20 protein-coding genes are annotated in these 20,042 nt (G+C 54.3%); 19 read left to right on the forward strand and 1 reads right to left on the reverse strand.

The genetic code is table 11. The features are described 5' to 3' along the window. Positions 1-382: 382 nt before the first annotated feature. The 19 genes from KGZ92_09450 (at position 383) to KGZ92_09540 (ending at position 18,220) form a co-directional block, all read left to right on the forward strand. Positions 383-2,362 carry a hypothetical protein gene (locus tag KGZ92_09450; protein MBS3889486.1) on the forward strand — a complete coding sequence of 660 codons (1,980 nt, stop codon included), beginning with the start codon at positions 383-385 and terminating at the stop codon, positions 2,360-2,362. 257 nt (positions 2,363-2,619) lie between these two features. Beyond that, positions 2,620-4,599 carry a hypothetical protein gene (locus KGZ92_09455; GenBank protein ID MBS3889487.1) on the forward strand — a complete coding sequence of 660 codons (1,980 nt, stop codon included), beginning with the start codon at positions 2,620-2,622 and terminating at the stop codon, positions 4,597-4,599. Between the two features lie 86 nt (positions 4,600-4,685). Beyond that, positions 4,686-5,657, forward strand: a complete 972-nt coding sequence (locus tag KGZ92_09460) for an ABC transporter permease (protein MBS3889488.1) — start codon at positions 4,686-4,688, stop codon at positions 5,655-5,657. A 61-nt stretch (positions 5,658-5,718) separates the two neighbouring features. Beyond that, entirely contained in the window at positions 5,719-6,567 is an 849-nt protein-coding gene (locus tag KGZ92_09465; GenBank protein MBS3889489.1) for an ABC transporter permease, read from the forward strand. Beyond that, a complete protein-coding gene (locus KGZ92_09470) occupies positions 6,539-8,206 on the forward strand; it encodes a hypothetical protein (protein MBS3889490.1) in 1,668 nt (555 codons plus the stop codon). The genes KGZ92_09465 and KGZ92_09470 overlap by 29 nt, the downstream gene beginning before the upstream one ends. Continuing rightward, the gene (locus KGZ92_09475; protein MBS3889491.1) at positions 8,200-8,427 is read left to right on the forward strand and encodes a hypothetical protein; all 228 of its coding nucleotides are present in this window, start codon (positions 8,200-8,202) and stop codon (positions 8,425-8,427) included. Before KGZ92_09470 ends, KGZ92_09475 begins: the two co-directional genes overlap by 7 nt. Further along, positions 8,420-9,403 (forward strand): ABC transporter ATP-binding protein, encoded by a 984-nt coding sequence (locus tag KGZ92_09480; GenBank protein ID MBS3889492.1) that lies wholly within the window; start codon positions 8,420-8,422, stop codon positions 9,401-9,403. Before KGZ92_09475 ends, KGZ92_09480 begins: the two co-directional genes overlap by 8 nt. Before the next feature lie 26 nt (positions 9,404-9,429). After that, a complete protein-coding gene (locus KGZ92_09485; GenBank protein MBS3889493.1) occupies positions 9,430-10,401 on the forward strand; it encodes a dipeptide ABC transporter ATP-binding protein in 972 nt (323 codons plus the stop codon). 113 nt (positions 10,402-10,514) lie between these two features. Continuing rightward, on the forward strand, positions 10,515-11,189 hold the full coding sequence (locus KGZ92_09490; protein MBS3889494.1) for a Crp/Fnr family transcriptional regulator: 675 nt from the start codon (positions 10,515-10,517) through the stop codon (positions 11,187-11,189). An 88-nt stretch (positions 11,190-11,277) separates the two neighbouring features. Then, positions 11,278-11,754 carry a DUF302 domain-containing protein gene (locus KGZ92_09495; protein MBS3889495.1) on the forward strand — a complete coding sequence of 159 codons (477 nt, stop codon included), beginning with the start codon at positions 11,278-11,280 and terminating at the stop codon, positions 11,752-11,754. A 10-nt stretch (positions 11,755-11,764) separates the two neighbouring features. Next, complete coding sequence (locus tag KGZ92_09500; GenBank protein ID MBS3889496.1) at positions 11,765-12,043, forward strand: thioredoxin family protein; 279 nt, start codon at positions 11,765-11,767, stop codon at positions 12,041-12,043. 170 nt (positions 12,044-12,213) lie between these two features. Then, positions 12,214-12,831: an ABC transporter ATP-binding protein gene (locus KGZ92_09505; protein MBS3889497.1), complete on the forward strand. Its 618-nt coding sequence runs from the start codon at positions 12,214-12,216 to the stop codon at positions 12,829-12,831. After that, positions 12,818-13,486 (forward strand): heme exporter protein CcmB, encoded by a 669-nt coding sequence (locus KGZ92_09510; protein ID MBS3889498.1) that lies wholly within the window; start codon positions 12,818-12,820, stop codon positions 13,484-13,486. Before KGZ92_09505 ends, KGZ92_09510 begins: the two co-directional genes overlap by 14 nt. A gap of 42 nt (positions 13,487-13,528) precedes the next feature. Next, positions 13,529-14,194, forward strand: a complete 666-nt coding sequence (gene ccsA / locus KGZ92_09515; GenBank protein ID MBS3889499.1) for a cytochrome c biogenesis protein CcsA — start codon at positions 13,529-13,531, stop codon at positions 14,192-14,194. 2 nt (positions 14,195-14,196) lie between these two features. Then, the gene (locus KGZ92_09520) at positions 14,197-14,313 is read left to right on the forward strand and encodes a CcmD family protein (GenBank protein MBS3889500.1); all 117 of its coding nucleotides are present in this window, start codon (positions 14,197-14,199) and stop codon (positions 14,311-14,313) included. Beyond that, positions 14,300-14,671, forward strand: coding sequence for a cytochrome c maturation protein CcmE (locus KGZ92_09525; GenBank protein ID MBS3889501.1), 372 nt, complete (start codon positions 14,300-14,302; stop codon positions 14,669-14,671). Before KGZ92_09520 ends, KGZ92_09525 begins: the two co-directional genes overlap by 14 nt. Positions 14,672-14,715: 44 nt before the next feature. Then, entirely contained in the window at positions 14,716-16,035 is a 1,320-nt protein-coding gene (locus KGZ92_09530; protein MBS3889502.1) for a cytochrome c biogenesis protein ResB, read from the forward strand. A 2-nt stretch (positions 16,036-16,037) separates the two neighbouring features. Continuing rightward, positions 16,038-16,913: a c-type cytochrome biogenesis protein CcsB gene (gene ccsB, locus KGZ92_09535; protein ID MBS3889503.1), complete on the forward strand. Its 876-nt coding sequence runs from the start codon at positions 16,038-16,040 to the stop codon at positions 16,911-16,913. 29 nt (positions 16,914-16,942) lie between these two features. After that, positions 16,943-18,220: an ammonia-forming cytochrome c nitrite reductase subunit c552 gene (locus KGZ92_09540; GenBank protein MBS3889504.1), complete on the forward strand. Its 1,278-nt coding sequence runs from the start codon at positions 16,943-16,945 to the stop codon at positions 18,218-18,220. Between the two features lie 103 nt (positions 18,221-18,323). Here KGZ92_09540 and KGZ92_09545 read toward each other — a convergent pair whose 3' ends face one another. Next, complete coding sequence (locus KGZ92_09545) at positions 18,324-20,024, reverse strand: hypothetical protein (GenBank protein ID MBS3889505.1); 1,701 nt, start codon at positions 20,022-20,024, stop codon at positions 18,324-18,326. Between the last annotated feature and the right edge of the window lie 18 nt (positions 20,025-20,042).

The following is a 20,042-nucleotide window of genomic DNA, read 5'->3' on the forward strand; positions in this document are numbered from 1 at the left end:
AACGCACATAAACGGACAAATATTTGAATAATTTTTGAGCACGCAAAAACCCAGAGAGCATTGTCGCACAATGGTCTCCGGGCCGAAACAAGAACAGATTATGAAGCTAAAGTCCTAAAGTCAGGAACTACCACCAGCCATAAGCAACCACCCCCTAGGCGCAAGTAGCCGCGGGGGTGGTTTTTGCCTAACTCCGGAAATTTTCCTCAATTATTATTAAAAACAGAAAATTATCGGCAGGTATTATTGTGGGCGCAGCAGAATACAACAAAGCAATTGTGCGATTATTGCATATACATAACGCCCTAACGGCAGGGGGGTGAGAGTGAAGCCAAAAAGGATACTGGCAGGCGGCTTAGTAGTAGAAAAAGGAGGGACATTCATGGGTAAAAAAGTCTTGCTTAGTCTTACTGCACTGGCCATGTTGGCAACGCTCTTCCTCGGCATGCCCACTACGGAGGCTAACACGCCGATCAGGGTAGTTATTAATGGCAGGCCATTGGCTCTCGAAGTCGCCCCAGTGGTGCAAAATGGGCGCACCCTAGTGCCCATGCGGGCCATTTTCGAAGCCCTCGGCGCACGCATTCACTGGGATGACGCGACTAGCACCGTTACCGCTTATCGGCGTGAGCGCGCCATTGTCCTGCAAATAGGCGGCCGCACCGCCTGGGTCAATGGTCCATCACGCCAGCTCGATGTGCCGCCCGTCATCGTGGGTGGTCGTACCATGGTGCCCTTGCGCTTTGTCGCCGAGGCGCTAGGTGCCGAAGTCGCCTGGCAAGATGCGCCACCTACTGTGGCCATCACTCACACTCCCTACGTTGTTCCGTCAGTGGGTGGAACTTTAAGTCTAGGTTCCATTGCCGATCCGGTCAGTTTAAACCCCATCCTCGGGGGGGACACCTCCTCATCCGCCGTGCATAGCCGCACTAACTGGGGCCTAGTCAGAAGTGACACCACGCTTGAGCCCATGAATGCCATCGCCGACCGCTGGGTGTGGGACCAAGCAGCCCTGATCTGGCGCTTTTGGTTAAACCCAAATGTGCGTTGGCACGACGGCACGCCGCTCACCGCTCGCGACGTTAAGTTCACCTTCGATACCATCGCCCATGCCGACTACGATGGCCCTCGTCGCCCGGCGGTAACGCATGTGCAAGAGGTTGTCGTTGTTAATCCACACCTAGTGGAATTCCGCATGCGGCAGATTGATGCCGGCTTCTTGTTCAATGCGGCCAGCCTTGGCCTACTCCCGCATCACTTGCTAGGCAATGTGCCGGTGCGCGAACACCGCGCCCATGCCTTTAGTCGTAATGTGCTGGGCAATGGTCCCTACATATTTACGCGCTGGGTATCCGGTCAATTTGTTGAGATGACAAGAAACCCAGACTTCTTCCAAGGGGGCAATCGTCCCTACATTAATTCCGTGATTATACGCACCTACCCCGACATCAATGTCATGCAGGCGGCTTGGGAGAACGGCGATATCGACTTTTTTGCCGCTCTGCAAACAGATCACATCGACCGCATCATGCGTGAGCATGCTAATCGCGCCTACTTTAGAGAAGTGCCCAGCCATGCCTATGACTACATGGGCTTTAACTTAGTGCACCCCATTTTGAGCGATATTAGGGTGCGCGAAGCGTTAGTCGTCGGACTTGACCGCCGCGCTATGGTTGACACCATACTCGACAGACGGGGTCTCGTCGTTCATTCGCACCAAGTGCCTACCTCATGGGCCACCGGCGCTACAGGGCTTAACCTCTACGAGCACAGTGCCGTACGGGCCCGCCAGTTGCTTGAGGCCGCGGGGTGGCGCGTGCCGGCGGGCAGCCGTGACGGCGTACGCATGAAGGACGGTCAACGCCTGCGCATTCGCCTCATGACCAACTCCGGCAATGTCATCCGTGCCGATATCGCCGCCCTGGCAGAAAGCTACTGGAGGCGCATTGGCGTAGAGGTAGTCATCGAAATTATCGAGTGGTCGGTCATGCTAGACCGCTGGAGCCGTAGCGATTTTGACCTTACGCTTATCGGTTGGTCGCTCGGTCTTGACCCCGACCCCTTTACCATGTTTCATAGCTCGCAAGCTGCCCAAAATGCCGCCGGCGTTATCACGGGCTTTAACCGTGGGCAACTCCGCAATGCTGAGATCGACCGGCTTATCGAGGCTGGGCGAGCTACCATGGATGTCGCCGAACGTCGGCGTATCTATCAGCAGCTTGATGTGGTGCTAAATCGCGAACTGCCTTACTTGTGGATATTCCAGCGCACTCAGGTCACAGCCATCGCCAATCGCATTCAAGGTGTGCAATGGGGCTCCATAGGCACTTGGTTTAGCGAGGCTTGGTACGTCGGCAGGTAGTTCCTTTCGTTCTTCCTTCAGAGCCTCGCGCGGATATTACGCCGCGCGAGGCTTTTTCGTGCGCCGATAACGGACAGTATTTTTGCGATACGTTAAAAAAGATATAAATTGTAGCAGGATTCATAACAATACAAGTAGAATGAAGATGCTAGTAGTTTGACATTATTGCGATTCAGTTTTGGGGGTGGTAGGGGCGTTAACCACAAGCAAGTGACAGCCGTGTCGTTGCACAGAAAAAAACAAAGGAGTGAACTAATTTGGGCAAGAAGATTCTCTTTGGCGTACTGGCGGTAGCCATGCTGGCGACTTTGTTCGTAGGCATCACGCAAGTAGAGGCCAACCCGCGCATCAGTGTCGTTATTAACGGTGCACCACTCACCCTAGACGTGGCCCCTGTTATTCAAAACGGCCGCACCCTTGTTCCTATGCGCGCTATCTTTGAGGCACTCGGCGCTCGCGTTAGCTGGGACGATGCCACAAGCACCGTCACCGCCTACCGCCGCGAAGAGGCCGTTGTACTGCAAATTGGCAATCGTACCGCATGGGTGAACGGCCCTGCCCGCACACTCGACGTGCCCCCGGTCATCGTTGGCGGCCGCACCATGGTGCCGCTCCGCTTTGTGGCCGAAGCCCTAGGTGCCGAAGTTGCTTGGCAAGATGCGCCACCCACAGTGACTGTGCGTTTTACCCCTTATGTTACCCCGGCCGTTGGTGGCACTCTTACTCTCGGCTCCACCTCCGACCCAGTTATTCTTAACCCCATTCTCTCTACCGACACCGCTTCTGGTGATATTCATGGTCGCACTCACCTCGCCTTGGTGAGAGCCAATTTAGAAAATCTGCCCATGAACTCTCTCGCCGACCGTTGGTCTTGGGACCAAGCCACTTTGACCTGGCGTTTCTGGCTTAACCCGAACGTTAAGTGGCATGATGGCACCGCCGTCACCTCGCGCGACGTTAAGTTCACCTTCGATAGCATTGCTCACGCCGACTACGACGGCCCGCGTCGTCCTTCGGTGCAACATATTCAAGAAATCGTCATCGTTAGCCCGACCATCGTCGACATTAGAATGCGCCAAGTGGATGCCAGCTTTCTGTTTAACGCCGGCGTACAAGGCTTAATCCCCCATCACATTCTCGGCAATGTCCCTGTGCGCGAAATGCGCGCCCATGCCTACAGCCGTAACCCCATCGGTAACGGCCCCTTCATGTTCACCAGATGGGTCTCCGGTCAGTTCGTAGAACTAACCCGTAACCCCAACTTTTTCCAAGGCGGCAACCGCCCTTACATCAATAGCATCGTTACTCGTATCTACCCAGATCTAAACGTTATGCAAGCCGCTTGGGAGAATGGCGATATCGATTGGTTCGGCGCCCTTCAGACCGACCACATCGACCGCATTCAACGTGAGCATGCCAGACGTGCCTACTTCAGAGAAGTCCCCAACCACGGCTACGACTATATTTCCTTCAACCTAGAGAACCCCATACTGGCCGACCGCAGAGTGCGTGAAGCCCTCGTGGTAGGTCTTGACCGCAGAGCCATGGTCGATACCATTCTCGACCGCCGCGGCGTGGTTATTCACGCTCACCAAGTTGTCACCTCATGGGCCACGGGCGCACCGGGCCTTAACCAGTACGAGCACAGCGCCGTGCGTGCCCGTCAGATGCTTGACGCTGCTGGCTGGCGCGTACCTGCCGGTAGCCGCGATGGCGTTCGCGTCAAAGACGGTCAACGTTTAAGCCTACGCATTATGACTAACGCCGGCAACGTCATCCGCGGCGACATCGTTTCCCTGGCTGAGAGTTACTGGAGACGCATTGGCGTCGAAGTAAGGCCTGAGATTATTGAGTGGTCTGTCATGCTCGACCGCTTTAGCCGCGTTGACTATGACCTGACTCTAATCGGCTGGTCTCTCGGCCTTGACCCCGATCCATTCTCCATGTTCCACTCCTCGCAAGCTGAGCGCAACGCCGCTGGCGTGGTGCCTGGCTTTAACCGCGGTCAGTTCCGCAATGCCGACGCCGACAGGCTCATCGAGGCCGCTCGCGCCACCATGGATATCGCCGAGCGCCGCCGCCTCTACCAACAGCTCGATGTCATTCTTAATCGCGAGCTGCCCTACATCTGGATCTTCCAGCGCACCGTTGTAACTGCGATTTCTAACCGTGTGCAGGGTGTACAATGGGCACCTACCGGTTCTCGCACCCTCGAGGCATGGTTCATCCGGCCTTAATGTCTACGTAATCCTGTCGTGATTATAGGGCAGGGCGAGAGCCCTGCCCTACTATCTGGTTATTACAGCAAGAAAGGATGTTGAAAATGGGGCGTTACATCTTCATGAGACTAGTGCAGTCATTGTTTCTCCTCGTCGGAGTTTCCATGCTGACGTTTGCCATCATTCAACTGGCCCCCGGCGGTTTCGCGCAAATGATGGGTGAAAGCCCTGATGCTACCGCTGAAGATACGGCTCGTCTTACCGAGTTGTGGGGTCTAGACCAGCCAGTTCATATTCAGTACCTGCGCTGGGCTGAGCAGATGGTGCAAGGAAACTTTGGCGATTCTCTGGCGCAAGGCCGACCGATTGCCGAGATGATAGGGGAGCGCTTACCGGCGACTATTTTCTTAAATATTATTGGTTTACTCCTTATCTATGTCATCGCCCTGCCTATCGGTATTTTCTCGGCTGTTAAGCAGTACTCCAAGTTTGACCATATCATGACTTTTGTCGCCTTCTTAGGTCAAGCGATGCCTGCCTTCTTCTTTGCGATGCTGCTCATCTACTATGTGGGGATGCAAGTAGAGTGGATTCCTCTGGCAGGTATGGCCACCATCGGCGTAGAGTGGGGCGAAGTCTCCTTTTTGACTTGGCTTGTCGACCGCTCTCGCTACCTGATTATGCCCCTCGTCGTTATCGTTTTTGGCGGCTTGGCCGGCTTGGTGCGTTTTATGCGCGCTAGCATGCTCGATGTTATTCACCAAGACTATGTGCGTACGGCTAGAGCCAAGGGGCTCTCCGAGCGCGTGGTCATCTTTAAGCACACAGTGCGTAATGCGCTTCTACCAATTGTTACCTCTCTTGGTTTTGCCTTCAGCGGTCTGTTAGGTGGTTCGGTAGTTATCGAGAGCATTTTTGCTTGGCCTGGCGTCGGACTATTGGCAATTCAAGCTATTTTTACCCGCGATTACCCGGTAATTATGGCTTTTAACCTTATCGGTTCTCTCATGCTCGTGTTGGGGATGTTGGTAGCTGACATCTTGTACGTGGTTGTCGATCCACGCATCAAATATTAAGGCAGGGTAGGTGATCAATATGGCTACCGCACAACCAAAAGTGCAAGGCGCTGTCTCGGGAATGAATCCCAAAGAGGAGACTTTCTGGGAACTGACCTGGTATCGTTTCCGTCGCCACAAGATGGCGATGGCGTCAATCGTAATTCTCGCCATTTTGTACCTAGTCGCCATTTTTGCTCCTTTTCTCGCTCCACATGACCCCATGGAAGTAGGCGTGGGCCCACGCTTTACACCACCCTCTTGGGAGTTTCCTGCCGGCACGGACCGCCTAGGCCGCGATCTTTTTAGCCGCATAATCTGGGGAGGGCGCATTAGCCTTTCGGTCGGCTTTGTCGCCGCGGGGGTCTCCATGACCATAGGCACCATTGTTGGCGCCATTGCCGGATACTTCGGCGGGTGGGTAGACGAGATACTGATGCGCATCTGCGAAGTCATGATGGCTATCCCCACCTTCTTCTTGCTCCTCACCGTGGTTGCCGTTTTCGAAAGAAGCATGCTCAACATCATGCTGGTTATTGGTTTCACCACCTGGCCTAGTGCCGCACGTCTGGTGCGCGGGCAGTTTCTCTCGCTACGCGAGATGGACTATGTTGAGGCGGCGCGCTCCATTGGCGCTAAGAGCGGACGCATCGTTTCGCAGCATATCCTGCCTAATACCATGGCTCCCATCATCGTCTCGACAACCCTCCGCGTCGGTGGAGCAATTTTAACTGAATCAGGGCTGTCGTTCCTGGGTATCGGTGTGACCAACCCAGCTAGCTGGGGCACTCTCCTTGAGATAGGGCGCCACACCATGCAGTTCGCCATTTACATGGTGACCATACCGGGGACTTTGATCTTTATCACTGTACTGGCCTTCAACTATATAGGCGACGGTCTACGTGATGCTCTTGACCCGAAACTTAAATAGACTACTCTTTGGCTTTGTCTGGGTTGCTATGCTGGGCTGTTTCTTCTTGGCCCCCGCGGTAGTTCGCGCTGAGGTGCCGCCTTCGCGGTGGCCACGAGGCTGGTCACAACCTGTATCGACTGGTACCGCCACCTTCGTCTACCGGCATGAGACTGCCGTGGTGGGGCAGTACCACTTGTGGATGGCGAGTGTAAACACGAGCGGCCAAGCATCACAGATAGAGCTACAAGAAGTAGACCTTAGAAATGGCCAGCTCTTACGAAGAATATCCATTCCGCTTAATCATTTGCTCAAGGGCTTCGCTTTGGCGAGTACCGAAAGTGGCGTGTTGCTTACCTGGCTAGAACGAGACGAAGGCGTAAGGAGTACGCTCTTGGCGGCGTACATTGACCCCAACAGCACTGTCGCCGCACCTCGTCTCCTGTGGGAGTCAGCCGACCCTGCGGAGAACCCGCAAGTGGCCATCGACGAAGAGGGGCTCGCGCATATCGTCTTTACCTCCGCCGCACTGGGGATGCACGCTGTGCAAATTCTCTCTGTTGATTTGACGGGGCCAAGAGAGCCACGGCTTTCGCGCGTTAGCTCCCCAGATTACCAAGCGCGACTACCGGTGCTCGCAGTGCGCGATGGCTACCTGCACCTAGCCTACTACCGACAGAGTCTTATCGGTGCCTGGGCACATTACCAAGCACACGAGGCCGACACACATCGCCTCGTGGTGGAAGCAAGTCTCGGCATGGCCCCTACCAATTATCCTTACCGCATGGTCTTGTTAAGTGCCCCAGACTACAGAGTGCGTCTTGTATGGCAGCGCATGACGGGGACCTTGGGTAGGGTAAATGCTGGTGCCGCCGTCATGGGCACCCTCTTCAACGGTCTGTGGGAAGAGCCCCTTAGCCCAGTAGACCCTGCCTTCCGCGGGAGAATTGCCGCGGTTCGTGCCGTAGCGAATGAACAGGGCGAGATTCTCACTACTTGGCTGGCTGAAGCGGGCCGAACTTGGCAAGTGTACGCTGTGCGCCGCACTTTTGCCGGCGAGATTCTGCAACGTGGCTTCGCCACCATGGCACAGGGCAATGTGCTAGGCCCCGACCCACAGTGGGCAGGTGCGCTCGGCATTGTCTCGTACATGCTGCCACAGGGGGGAGGCCAGGGCGCCGTTTCATATGTGCACACCGCCGAAGACCACGGCGAGCCATGGTACTTTCGAGCGGGGCTTGACCCTCATAGTCCTCTGTCAGATGCCATCTTTAAGTATTTCACTCTGCTTATTGGAGCCATCGGGCTCGCCTTTATGGGGCTCGGAGCGCTCATGGTAAGCATTGCGGTTATCTCTGTGCTGGCGCGCTATGGCGTTTTCTCATCTAGTTCGTTCGGACAGCTGCTGCGCTTTTTACTGCAATTTCTTCTCCTCATGGGTCTGAAGCGACCTCACAGCCTGTTCTACTATGGGGCGCAGTTTCTACCTGGATGGGGCAGCATCTTGTCCTTCGCGCTGGCCGCAGCCGTAGCCCTAATCGTCATTTATCTCACCGATTTAGATGTAGAAGATTGGCCGGCCCTTGGTATCACGGGCATTGCCTTTATCGCTACCGATGCTTTTGTTACCCTCGGCGTGCTGGGGGTGGGTTTATGGTAAACTATGCGGCCTGGGGTCGGGCCATGCTGTGGTTGTTCGTTCTTACGAGCCCGGCCGTACTTGCTGTTTTAATTACCCTCTATATTCCCTTCCGGGAGAGAGAAGTCATGGACATCGACTTATGGGTAATCGTCTCCAGCATTATCACAGTTCTTGCCGCATTAGTAGAAAGTCGTTGTCGAATACGTCGTGCACGACGAGAGGAGGCCAACAATGTCTAGTCCCATGCTTGAGATCAAAGATTTACGTACTGCCTTTCATATTCGTGAGGGCGTTGTCCCTGCGGTGGACGGGGTGTCACTCTACATTAACAAAGAAGAGACCCTCGCCGTAGTAGGAGAAAGTGGTTGCGGCAAGAGCGTTACAGCTTTGTCGGTAATGCGCTTGATTAAGACCCCCCCCGGGCGCATCGAACGTGGAGAAATCAACTTTGATGGTAAGAATTTGCTGAAGCTCAGCGAAAACGAAATGCGCCAGATTCGCGGCAACGATATCGGCATGATCTTCCAAGAGCCCATGACCAGTCTTAATCCTGTCTACACCATAGGTGATCAAATCTCCGAGGCCATCGTGTTGCACCAAAAGGTTTCTAAGACCGAAGCGCGTGCTAAGGGCATCGAAATGCTACGCAAAGTTGAAATTCCCGAAGCCGCGAAGCGCTTTGACGAGTATCCTCACCAACTCTCGGGCGGCATGAGGCAGAGGGTTATGATTGCCATGGCACTCTCCTGTAACCCTAAACTACTCATTGCCGATGAGCCCACTACCGCCCTCGATGTCACTATTCAGGCGCAAATTCTCGACCTGATGCGCGGCCTGCGCAACACCCTTGGCATGAGCATCATGCTCATCACCCACGACCTTGGCGTCGTGGCCAGCATGGCAGACCGCGTGGTCGTCATGTACGCGGGCAAAGTGGTAGAAGAGGCGAACGTAAAAACCTTGTTTAAGAGCCCCATGCATCCCTACACCCATGGTCTTTTAAACTCCATCCCTCATCTTGAGGCGGAATCAGAAACATTGCACGTCATCGCGGGTAGTGTCCCCAACATGCTGTACTTACCCGTGGGGTGTCGCTTTGAGGCGCGCTGTCCTTTCGCGCAAGAGAAGTGCCGTCAAGAGCAGCCCACCTTGACACAACTTGCACCAGGGCATAAGGCAAGCTGCTGGTATCCCATCATGACGGCAAGGGGGTAGACCAAGTGAACGAACTACAACAAAACATGGGTGAAGATGTTCTGCTCAAAGTCGACAATTTAGTAAAGTACTTTCCGCTAAATGCTGGCTTGTTAAAAAAGCCCACCAAGTTTGTCAAGGCGGTTGATGGCGTCAGTTTTTTCATCCGTCGTGGTGAGACCCTGGGCTTGGTAGGAGAAAGCGGCTGCGGCAAGACTACTACGGGCCGCACCATTTTGCGTTTGCATGAGCCCACGAAGGGCAGCATTCATTTCGATGGCATAGACTTGCGCAAGCTCAAAGCCGAGCAACTGCGTAAGCAACGCAAAGAGATGAGTATTATATTTCAAGATCCCTATTCTTCGCTCAACCCCCGTATGACCGTGGGCGAGATTGTCGGTGAACCCCTCTTGGTGCACGGCATGACCAACCTTACCGAGCGTGCCCAGAAGGTGCGAGCCATTTTTGAGGAAGTCGGCCTTGCGCAGTACCACTACCGTCGTTATCCCCATGAGTTTAGCGGTGGGCAAAGGCAGCGCATCGGCATCGCGCGCGCCATCATCTCTAACCCGAAGCTAATCGTCTGCGACGAGCCAGTTTCAGCCCTCGACGTTTCCATTCAGTCGCAGATTCTAAACCTCTTATCCGAAATACAGCAGCGGTATGGGCTAACTTATCTCTTTATCGCCCACAACCTGAGCGTAGTAAAGCATATCAGTGACCGCGTGGGCGTTATGTACCTCGGCAAAATGGTCGAGCTCACTGCCTCGAACGAGTTGTACAAGCATCCCCTACATCCTTACACCCAGGCGCTACTGTCCGCCATCCCGCATGCCAACCCAGATATCCAGATGGAACGAGTGCGCTTGACGGGTGACGTACCAAGCCCAATCAACCCGCCCTCAGGCTGCCGCTTCCATCCGCGTTGTCCCGTAGCGGTTGACCAGTGCAAAGTAGTGGACCCCGAGTGGCGTGAAGTCAGACCCGACCACTATGTGGCCTGTCACTTAGCAAATTAGTCAGCACTAAAGTCACTACAAAGCCGGTACCTGCCCCAGTACAAGGGTGGCAGATGCCGGTTTTTTTGCGTATAATTAGACTCAAGTAGCGGTTCGTAGATAGGCGGTGTTCAATGCCAGACGTACATACACATCTCTTTAGCGCGACGCCCTTGGCCACTAAGCTTAGCGCCGAGGACGAAAAATTCTTGCGGAGCAGTATGCGCCAAGTGCGCTACAGGGAAAACAAACTGCTCGTGGCCGGAGATGCCGTCTGTGATGAGGTGCTAATTGTGCAGCAGGGTGCTATTCGTGTCTTCAAGGTGTCAGAGGAAGGGCGCGAAGTCACCTTGTACCGCTTAAGCGCAGGGGACACCTGCTTAATGACAGTGTCTTGCCTAGCGGGGGCAGAAGACTTAGACGCCAATATCGAGATTGAGGCGGGGACCGAAGTGGTCAGCATTCCGGGCCGCGTTTTTCAGTCCTTGCTAGACAACAACCCCGCCCTGCATCGCTACATGATGCAAAAAGCCTTTCTCCGACTAAACCAGGTGATGCGGGTAGTGGAGCTAGTAACCTTCGCGTCTATTAGAGCGCGTATTGCGCTCTACCTGCAAGAGGCAAAGCTGCGGCAAGGCCAGCCTAGGCTCAAGCTCACTCAGGAACAGATTGCCCTCGAAGTAGGCACGGCACGTGAGGTCGTCAGCCGGGTGCTCGGGGACTTTGCCGAGCTGGGTTTAGTGGCCTTGAGTCGAGGTACCATAGAGCTGATTGATGAAAAGTTGCTTAAAGACATGACAGTAGGGTGACAAAGTCACATTCAGCAGGATTGGTGCGGGAGTATACTCAGTGCATAGGCAAACAAGATGCTTTGCAAATGCAAGGAGGAAAACGGAGATGAACAAAATGTACTTGGTTGCAGGGGCCAGCGTGCTGGTGGGCATGTTAGTGATGGGGCTACTGGTATGGAACATGGCACCACGGTTGATGATGATGGAGAGCGAAAGCAAGTATGATTTCGAACAAACAGTGGAAACTTTTAAGGCTGAGGTAGACAGAGCAGGTTGGAAGGTAGTTGGCCAGCACGACATGAAGGCCACACTCGCCAACTTCGGGCATGATGTCCGCGCGGTGACCATCATCGAGGTCTGCTCCGCTAAATACTCCGCGGCCATACTTAAATTAGATGCGGAGCGCATCGTCTCCCCACTCATACCCTGTCGAATTGCGATCTACGAGAAAAGCAACGGTAATACCTACATTGGTCGCATGAACTCGCCGCTCTTTGGTCGCATGTTCGGTGGAGTGATCAACGAAGTGATGATCGAAGCCACAGCAATTACCGAAGCTATGATTGCTAGAATTATAAAGTAGAGGTGCTACGATGAAACCAGTATTACGCTTCTTTATGTTGCCAACCTGCCCCCACTGCAAAAATGCCCTGCGCTACATGGATGAACTGCGCGCTGAGAGCCCTCAGTATGCTGATGTCTCCATAACCACAATAAATGAGACTCTGCAACCCGACATCGCCAAGCAGTATTCGTACTACCTCGTGCCTGCCTTCTTCCTAGACGACAACAAGCTACATGAAGGAGTGCCGAGCAAGGACCTCATCCGCGGGGTATTTGACCAGTACCTCGCCGCGGAGGGCAAACACTAATAGCGAGAGCACAAGCACACCATCCCGCAGCTAAGGCCACGGGATGGTGTGCTTGTGCATTCACAACCAGTTCAGTTTGCCTGGTTCACGATATCTCTGTTGAGCAGCAGGAAATTTCAACTTGACGTAGAAGATAATCTAGTAGATTTAGCGTACGAGGGAGCGGTGGCGTGGTAAATCGTATAGAAGTCCGAGGGCTTGGCAAGGCCTACCATAACCGGTGGCTGTTTAGGGCTTTAGACCTCACCATCGCGGATAACTCGGTCTTGGTAGTACAAGGCCCGAATGGCGCTGGTAAAACCACCTTTCTCTCGATCATGTGTGGCTTGGTGGCCGCGAGCTCAGGCGGCATCAGCATTGTGCTAGAGGGCAGACAATTGTCGCAAGGGGAGAGGCGGAGGCAACTAGGCCTTGTCTCGCCAGAGCTAAAACTATATGATGGCCTCTCAGCTGTGGAAAATCTAGAGTTCTTCTCTACCGTACGGGGGCTACCTTTTTCCTTGCCGCGCGCGCGTGAGCTGCTCGCACTTGTGGGTCTAGGTACGCGAGGGCGAGATTTCGTCGGCAACTTTTCCTCTGGTATGAAACAGCGCCTGAAGTATGCTACGGCACTTTGGCACCATCCTCATATCTTGGTGCTAGACGAACCGACAAGTCATCTAGACGAAAAAGGGGCACAGCTGGTGGAGCAGATTATCTATGAACAGCGTGGTCGGGGCATAGTTGTCTTGGCTACCAATGAGCCGCGGGAAGTAAAATTTGGGGACCAAGCCATTGTCTTGGCGTAGTAAGAGCGCGGCTGTCTGCCTGAAGGACTTGCGTCTAGAATTTAGAACGCGCTACGCTTACAGCGCCCTCATCATGTTCGCGGTCACCACCTTAGTGGCCATCAGTTTTACCCTAGCGGGAGGCTTAGTAGAGGCAGATATCGCTGCCTCACTGCTGTGGATCATCTTCTTCTTTTCGGCCATGACGGGGGTATCAAGATCTTTTGTGCAAGAAGAAGAGACCGGTACATCCATCGGCCTCAAAATGGCCGCTGACCCAGCCCCGGTTTTCTTGGGCAAATTTCTCTTCAACGCGGCACTGCTCCTCAGCATGGCCATGCTTGTAGTGCCCCTCTACTTGTTGTTGTTTAATTTAGCGGTTGTGCACGTCGGCGGATTCCTAGTGACTATATTCTTAGGGCTAGTAGGCTTAGCTTCGGCAGGCACCATTCTCTCAGCCATAGCCGCGCAGAGCGCAGTCAAGGGGTCACTACTCACGGTGTTGTCGCTACCAATTCTGCTGCCCCTCCTTATTACCGCAACCAATGCCACGCGCACCGCGCTCTATGGTGGCCATCTAGCCGGCATAATGACGGATATAGCCATGCTAATTTTTTACAATGGTACAGTTCTTGCGGCTTCGCTGCTCTTGTTTGAGTATGTGTGGAATGAGTAAGGACACGGCCACGAAACATCAATTACGCAGGGGGTGAGATAGATTATTTGGAAATTTTTACTTGGAGCGGGCATGACCGCTATTATTGCGGCCTCATTTCTCTATGTGCCGGCCATCCCTGGTTTCGGCGCTACCGGTGAAACAGCGCGCCTTATTATCTACCATGTTCCGACGGCTTGGGTTGCGGTGTTAGCCTACCTCATGGCGACCGTGTACTCTGTCGGCTACCTGCTCACTAGGGACGCCCGCCGTGATCGTCAGGCTGTAGCCAACGCCGAGTTAGGCACTGTCTTTTGTTTGCTGGCTACTGTTACTGGCGCTATCTGGAGCCGCGCCGCTTGGGGCATGTACTGGAATTGGGATCCGCGCCAGACGTCGATAGCTGTACTCCTCATGATTTATGCCGCGTACTTTGTCCTCCGTAGCTCTATTGGGTGTGCTGACCGACGCGCCAGATTATCTGCCGTGTATGCTATCTTGGCCTTTACCACCGTACCCTTCTTGGTCTTTGTGGTTCCTCGTGTTTTTCCCTCCCTGCACCCGAACTTAGGTGCTGGTAGCGAGCGCGTCAGTGCCATGAGCCCAGAGGTCTGGGTTGTCTTCCTGGCTTCCCTAGTATGTTTTACCGTCTTGTATCTCTGGCTACAAAATATACAGGTGCGTCTGCAAGACTTGCAGGCCAAACGCCTGCTAAGGAGCGTTGATTAGGAGTGGGAGAGCTAGGTTTTGTGCTTGCCGCAACATTGGTCACTTGGCTGGGCTTGTTTATCTACCTGCTGCGTATAGACATTAGGCTAAGGGAGGCAGAGCGCCGTGAAGAATTATGAGAAACTTGTCCTCCTAGCCTTGGTCGTGGTTTTTAGTGGGGGTTTCTTTTTTACGGCACGCAGTGCTTTTAGTTCTTATGCCACCTTCGCGGTAGCCATGGAGAACAATCGTGCCGTTCAGGTCAAAGGGGTGGCGGTCGACGGCTCCCTACGTGAGCTGGGCAATCGCGAGTTCACCTTTACCATGCAGGATATGGCGGGTGTTACCCATGTCGTGCGACACACGGGCAGTGTACCGCCAACACTTTTTCAGGCCGACTATGTTGTAGCCGCAGGCCGTATCGCAGGCAGCGAATTTGTGGCGCGCAATCTTCTCGTAAAGTGCCCAACCAGATTCATGCAAGATGGCGATAGATAAAGGCGCTACGCAAAGTGTAGAAGTATATATGTGGGGGGACAAGATTGACAGACATGACCAAGGATAACTTACCGCATAGCCAGCCAGACAGCCCTCTAAAGCAGACTTTGCGCTTTTTTGGCTCCATGCAGCTTGGTATTTTCCTCTTGTTGCTCCTAGCGGGGGTATCAGCGTATGCCACCTTGCAGGATATGGAGCAAGCGATTGATTATATCTATAGTTCGTGGTGGTATCTTTCGATATTAAGCTTTAGCTCGTTGAACTTGTTGCTCTGCACCCTGCAGCGCATTCGGCCGATGTTCCGCCTGGCCTACAGGCCTAGTAAGTTAAGCTCCATCACCGAAATTCGGAGTATGCCTTTTTCTAGAGAGGTGCCCATCAAGGAACACCTAGCTGCGCCCGATGTAGCCGTGCAAGCCTTTAAAGCCGTTGGGCTACGCACCTCTGTAGCAGAGAGCAGTGGCGGCCAAGTAGTTTTCGGCGAACGCGGCAGGCTAGGCTACTTTGGCTCCTTCATCACCCATCTCAGCCTGCTTATTATCTTGCTTGGCGCTTTATATGGTGTGGTGACCGGTTACGAAGTAAAGAACGGTGGGTGGATTGACAGCAGCTTTATCGTCAGCGAAGGCGATTTTGCCGTCGAGTTAGCAGATATTCGCATGGTGCAAGAAGAAAACCCAGTTATGCGCCCCCGCGTTTATACGGATGTCAAGGTGCGGCGGGGTGACGAAGTATTAGTCGAAGATACGGTTTCAATTAACTACCCCGTGCGCTTTGCCGGCAACACCATCTACCATTCTACTTTTTTGTACTTTCCAGTGTTCAAGCTGACCGATGTAGAGACAGGCGAGACGGGTTCCAGCCGATTTATGGAAGGTGACCGCATCTACCTTGATGCCCAGCGGACCACATTCATTGTGGTACAAAAGTTTTACTCAAACTTCTCAATGCGAGAAGATGGCACTCCCTACAATGTTGACTACCGCACCATTAGACCGGTAGTAGGCGGCATACTGATGCAGGGAAGCGAAACTGTTGGCCATGTCTTGCTACCCTTAAACAAGGCGCACGAGTTTGCCACTCCCGACGGAAATGTCGAAGTGATGCTGACGGGCTATGACCTCGCCACTGTATTCTCCATCAGCAAAAACTTAGGGAGACCCTTCCTTTTCGGGGGTTCACTCTTGCTCTTGTTAGGCCTGTATATGAGCTTTTTTATCACTCCAGAGCGTTACTACGCCGCTACAAGTGAAGACAGCCGTACACTTGTTATCGGTGGGCGCGGCTACCGGAGCCGCCTCTTTGTGGCCAGCACGCTACAGAAAATTGAGACCGAGCTTAGGCGCAGAGAGGAAGTGAAGTAGCCTTGGCAAATCTAATTGAAGTATCACCCGTACTTTCCCTGCTGGAAAATATTCTATTCACGGGTTCTGCCCTCATCTACTTGGCCGCCACCATCGGCTACATCATTTACGTGCGCGGCCAGCGCGAGTGGGGTAGTTTTTCGGCCATGGTGCTCAAAATAGCCTTCGTCGTTCATACGGCCTTTATCATCGTGCGTGGCTACAATGTGGAGCGCTTGCCTTTTGTGGGTCATTATGAATTTGGTAATCTATTTATCTGGACCACGGCCTTAGTCTACATGTGGACGGAGTGGCGCCTTAAAGAAAAATTCTATGCGGTGGGGGCCTTTATTACGCCGCTCATGATGCTCTACTTCTCCTACCTAACGATCATCCCCCGCCTAATACCCGCCATTGTGGTAAGCAGGATGCACCGACCCCTGCCTCCAGTCTTGCAATCCGACTGGTTGTCCATTCATGTGGCTACCTCAGTCTTTGGCTACGCCGGCTTTACTTTGGCCTTTGCTGCTGCTATGATATGGCTTCTCAAGCACTATGTCCCAGCTAACGGCGTCCTCGGCCGCATGCTTCCTCTACATGAGGCCCTTGATGAATACATCTACCGTTCTTCGGGGTTCGGGTTTCTCTTTCACACAGCGATGATCATCAGCGGCGCCATCTGGGCAGACATATCATGGGGTCGCTACTGGGGGTGGGATCCAAAAGAAATGTGGTCGCTCATCACTTGGTTTGTGTTTGCCGTCTACCTCCATGCCCGCTTTACCCGTGGATGGACGGGTAAACGTGCCATCGCGCTCATTGCCCTTGGCTGGGTAGCGATGCTCTTTACCTGGGTGGGTGTCGCCTGGCTCTTGCCTGGCATCCATGCTTTCGGCTAAACAAAATCTGAAGACAGGAGGTTGTACTAGTGCAAAAAGGTGTTTCTCAGGGCGCCAAATCGACGCTACTCTTCGTGCTGCTAAGTGCGCTGGTTATTATTGGCGTAGCCGCCATCACCAGGCATGTCACGCTGCAGACTTTCGCCCCACCCGCAGACACAGCGCCACTGTTGACGCAGGCGGCATCCATGTACTGGCAGGAACGCTTCCCCTTGCAGGTCGCGAGCTACATGCGCACCCTCGAGATGGAAGCTACCGCACATGCCGGATCCGTTCCTTATCAGAAGTTAACTAAGTATCCTTTTATGCGCGCTATGTATCATGGGTTTGGTTTTTGGTTTGACTTCCGTGAGTCGCGCGGCCATCTCTATGCCATAGAGGACACCATGATCACGGGGCGTCCCAAATTCGGGGGCGTCTGCTGGGGCTGCAAATCAGCCGATTACCCGGCCTTGGTCGAGAAATACGGCCGGCAGGGCATCGACACCATGTTTTGGAGCGAGGCCGCCAAGAAAACCAATCACCCGGTTTCCTGCATTGACTGTCATGACCCCCAAAGCCCCGACTTCGCATTGCGCATCACACGCCCATGGCTAGAAGAAGCCATCACCGCGCAAGGCAAGACCTTGGCCGATTTTGACATGCGTTCCCTGGTATGTGCGCAATGCCACGCCGAGTACTACTTCGAAGGCCCAGGCACGACCAACAAAATTGTCTTCCCCTGGACACATGGCTTCACACCGGAAGATGCCTTGCAGCATAAAGATGATGAGAATTTCTCTGACTGGACGCACCCCCGCACGGGCGCAGGGGTACATAAAATTCAGCACCCTGAGTTCGAGTTCTTCCAAGGTAGTGTACATGCGAAGCTTGGTTTGACTTGCGCCGACTGTCACATGCCTACGGTTAAAGACGAACAAGGCCGCGAGTACACCCAGCACTGGCTAGTCAGCCCACTGCGGCATATCGAGGCATCTTGCCAGTCATGCCATGGCGACCCAGCTGCGCTTAGAGCCAGGACGGAAAAGCTGCAAGGCGAATTGCGTGCCCTAGCTAACGAGGTTGGGTTCGCCTTAGAAAGCGCGATCAACGGCTTGAGCGATGCACGTCGCAATCCCGCTGCTCTGGCGCATCATATCACGGCGGCGCAAACCTCTCACCGCCGCGCCCAGCTCTTACTTGACTGGTTCCTAGTCGAGAACAGCACCGGTTTTCACAATGTCGCTGAGGCCCGCCGCATACTAGGTGAGGCACGTAGCGCAGTCGAAGAGATGGTATCCCATACCAATCGGGCTATCGGTAGGTAGTTATGTACAGGGCAGTATAAGATCTGCCAAACAGTAAGAGCAGGACCGTTTCGGCGGCCCTGCTCTTATAGCGCTTTATCAACAGAATCTCGAGTGAAAAGCGCTAGCCCTGCTGAAACATGGTGGTAAAGCGTCGGGCAAGGTTGACAATGCGCTGCCACAGGGTTGTTTGGACAGGTTGTTCTGTCTCAGCGCGTACGCGCTGAGCGACCTCAATTGCTGGGGTTAGCATTACAAATTGCACCGAAGTGGCCGTAGCTTGGCCAGGCGAAACAAAGGACACCACCGGTGCTACCGGGCCATCGCCGAGAAACTGCCCTAGCTGCCCGCGAGCCTCAGCAAGACCCTTATTAATCTCCTGCTGTCCAGAGACCAGTGCGCCCACATGAAGGGGTAAGGAGGCGGTGTGATTATGAAGCTCGTTGACTCCCTGCGGCAGCTGTTGCAGTCCACCGTGTAAACTCACACCGGCCTGAGATAACTCGCCGAGGCCCGCAGCCAGGGTCTGCCCGGAGCTCGCAGCTTGACTGAGTCCTAAGTTTAGGGCGACACGCTGCTCACCTAGCTGTGCTCTAGCTAGCGCATAGGCCTCTAGCCCCGCATTCGCCTGTGACAGGCTCTGTAGTAGTCCCTCTAGGGTCGCAAACTGAATCAAGGTGGCCTCCGCGAGCTGGCGCACTGCTGGGTGCGCATGACCCACGAGGGTTTCTGCCAGTTGGCGCACCGTCGCCCCCTCGGCCAGTACCCCGCCCGAGTTCGCCGCTATACTGGCGTAGCCCCCTTGCAGGGCAGGCAGGCTTGCGGCTAGGCGTTGCTCCCCGGCATCAAGCGCGTCCTGCCCCTCGTTAATTGTGGTCAAGCCCTGGCTAAAGGCAGCTACCCCAGCCGCAGACTGCTCTAGGCCCGTTGTAAATTGCCCCATGTGTGAAAGCAAGGGGTCAAGGGAGGTGCGGAGCCTGCCTACCCCCTGGTGCAGAGTTAGAAGCCCGTCTTGCAGGGTTTTGCTCCCGTCAATCACACTTTCCATGCCACCGGCTAAGGCGGCAAAGCCCTCATCCACCTCATCTAGCCAAGCACCCTGCAGCTGCGCCACACGCATGGCGGATATTTCGATGGGTGGCATGGCAAAGTCGCGCACCATCGCTGTAATGGCTTGGGTGTGGCTTTCGCCCGGCATAACCGTAAAGGCCAGATTAAGCCTGTTGCCTACCAGCATAGCAGTGGCGCCCGCCGCCTGTACATCAGCTATCCGGTCGACCAGGAGCGGCACAACTACCTGCACCGTGTAGTGTTCTGCAAAATGGCGCACCGCCAAGGGGTTAGGGCGCACAGCGAGCACCAATTCTAAGCGTCCGCTCCGCCCGAGTAGCGCGCTCGGGGTCACTGGCTGACCATCGAGGTAGTAAGAAAACGAAAACAGCCAGGGCAGGGCAGCTTGTTCTAGGCGGCCCTGGTAACGGAAAGTCGTCTCCGTATTTTCATCTAGCATCACTGAAATGCGCTCTGCGTCGAGAGTTATTCCGCGCGTATCACTGAGGTTAGTCACCTCAACATAGTCGCCATAGTCGGTTAGCTGCCCCCTCGCGGCGCGAAAAGTGTTTACGACATTTACTTCGCGCACAGCACCATCACTGCCTAGGTTCACAAAAATGGTTTCGTCCTTAGGCGTAGCTCTGCTTGCTGAAGCGACGCGGGGTAGGGAGGCGGTGTTGCTGTGTGCCGTCACCGAGAAAAAAAGCAGGCATGCTAGTGCCAAGGCGGTGACTTTTGCGGTGGGAAACAGGGAAAATCGTAGTCGAGACATCTCTTTTCCTGCCTTTCG

Source organism: Bacillota bacterium (assembly GCA_018333655.1).
GTDB lineage: Bacteria > Bacillota > UBA994 > UBA994 > UBA994 > BS524.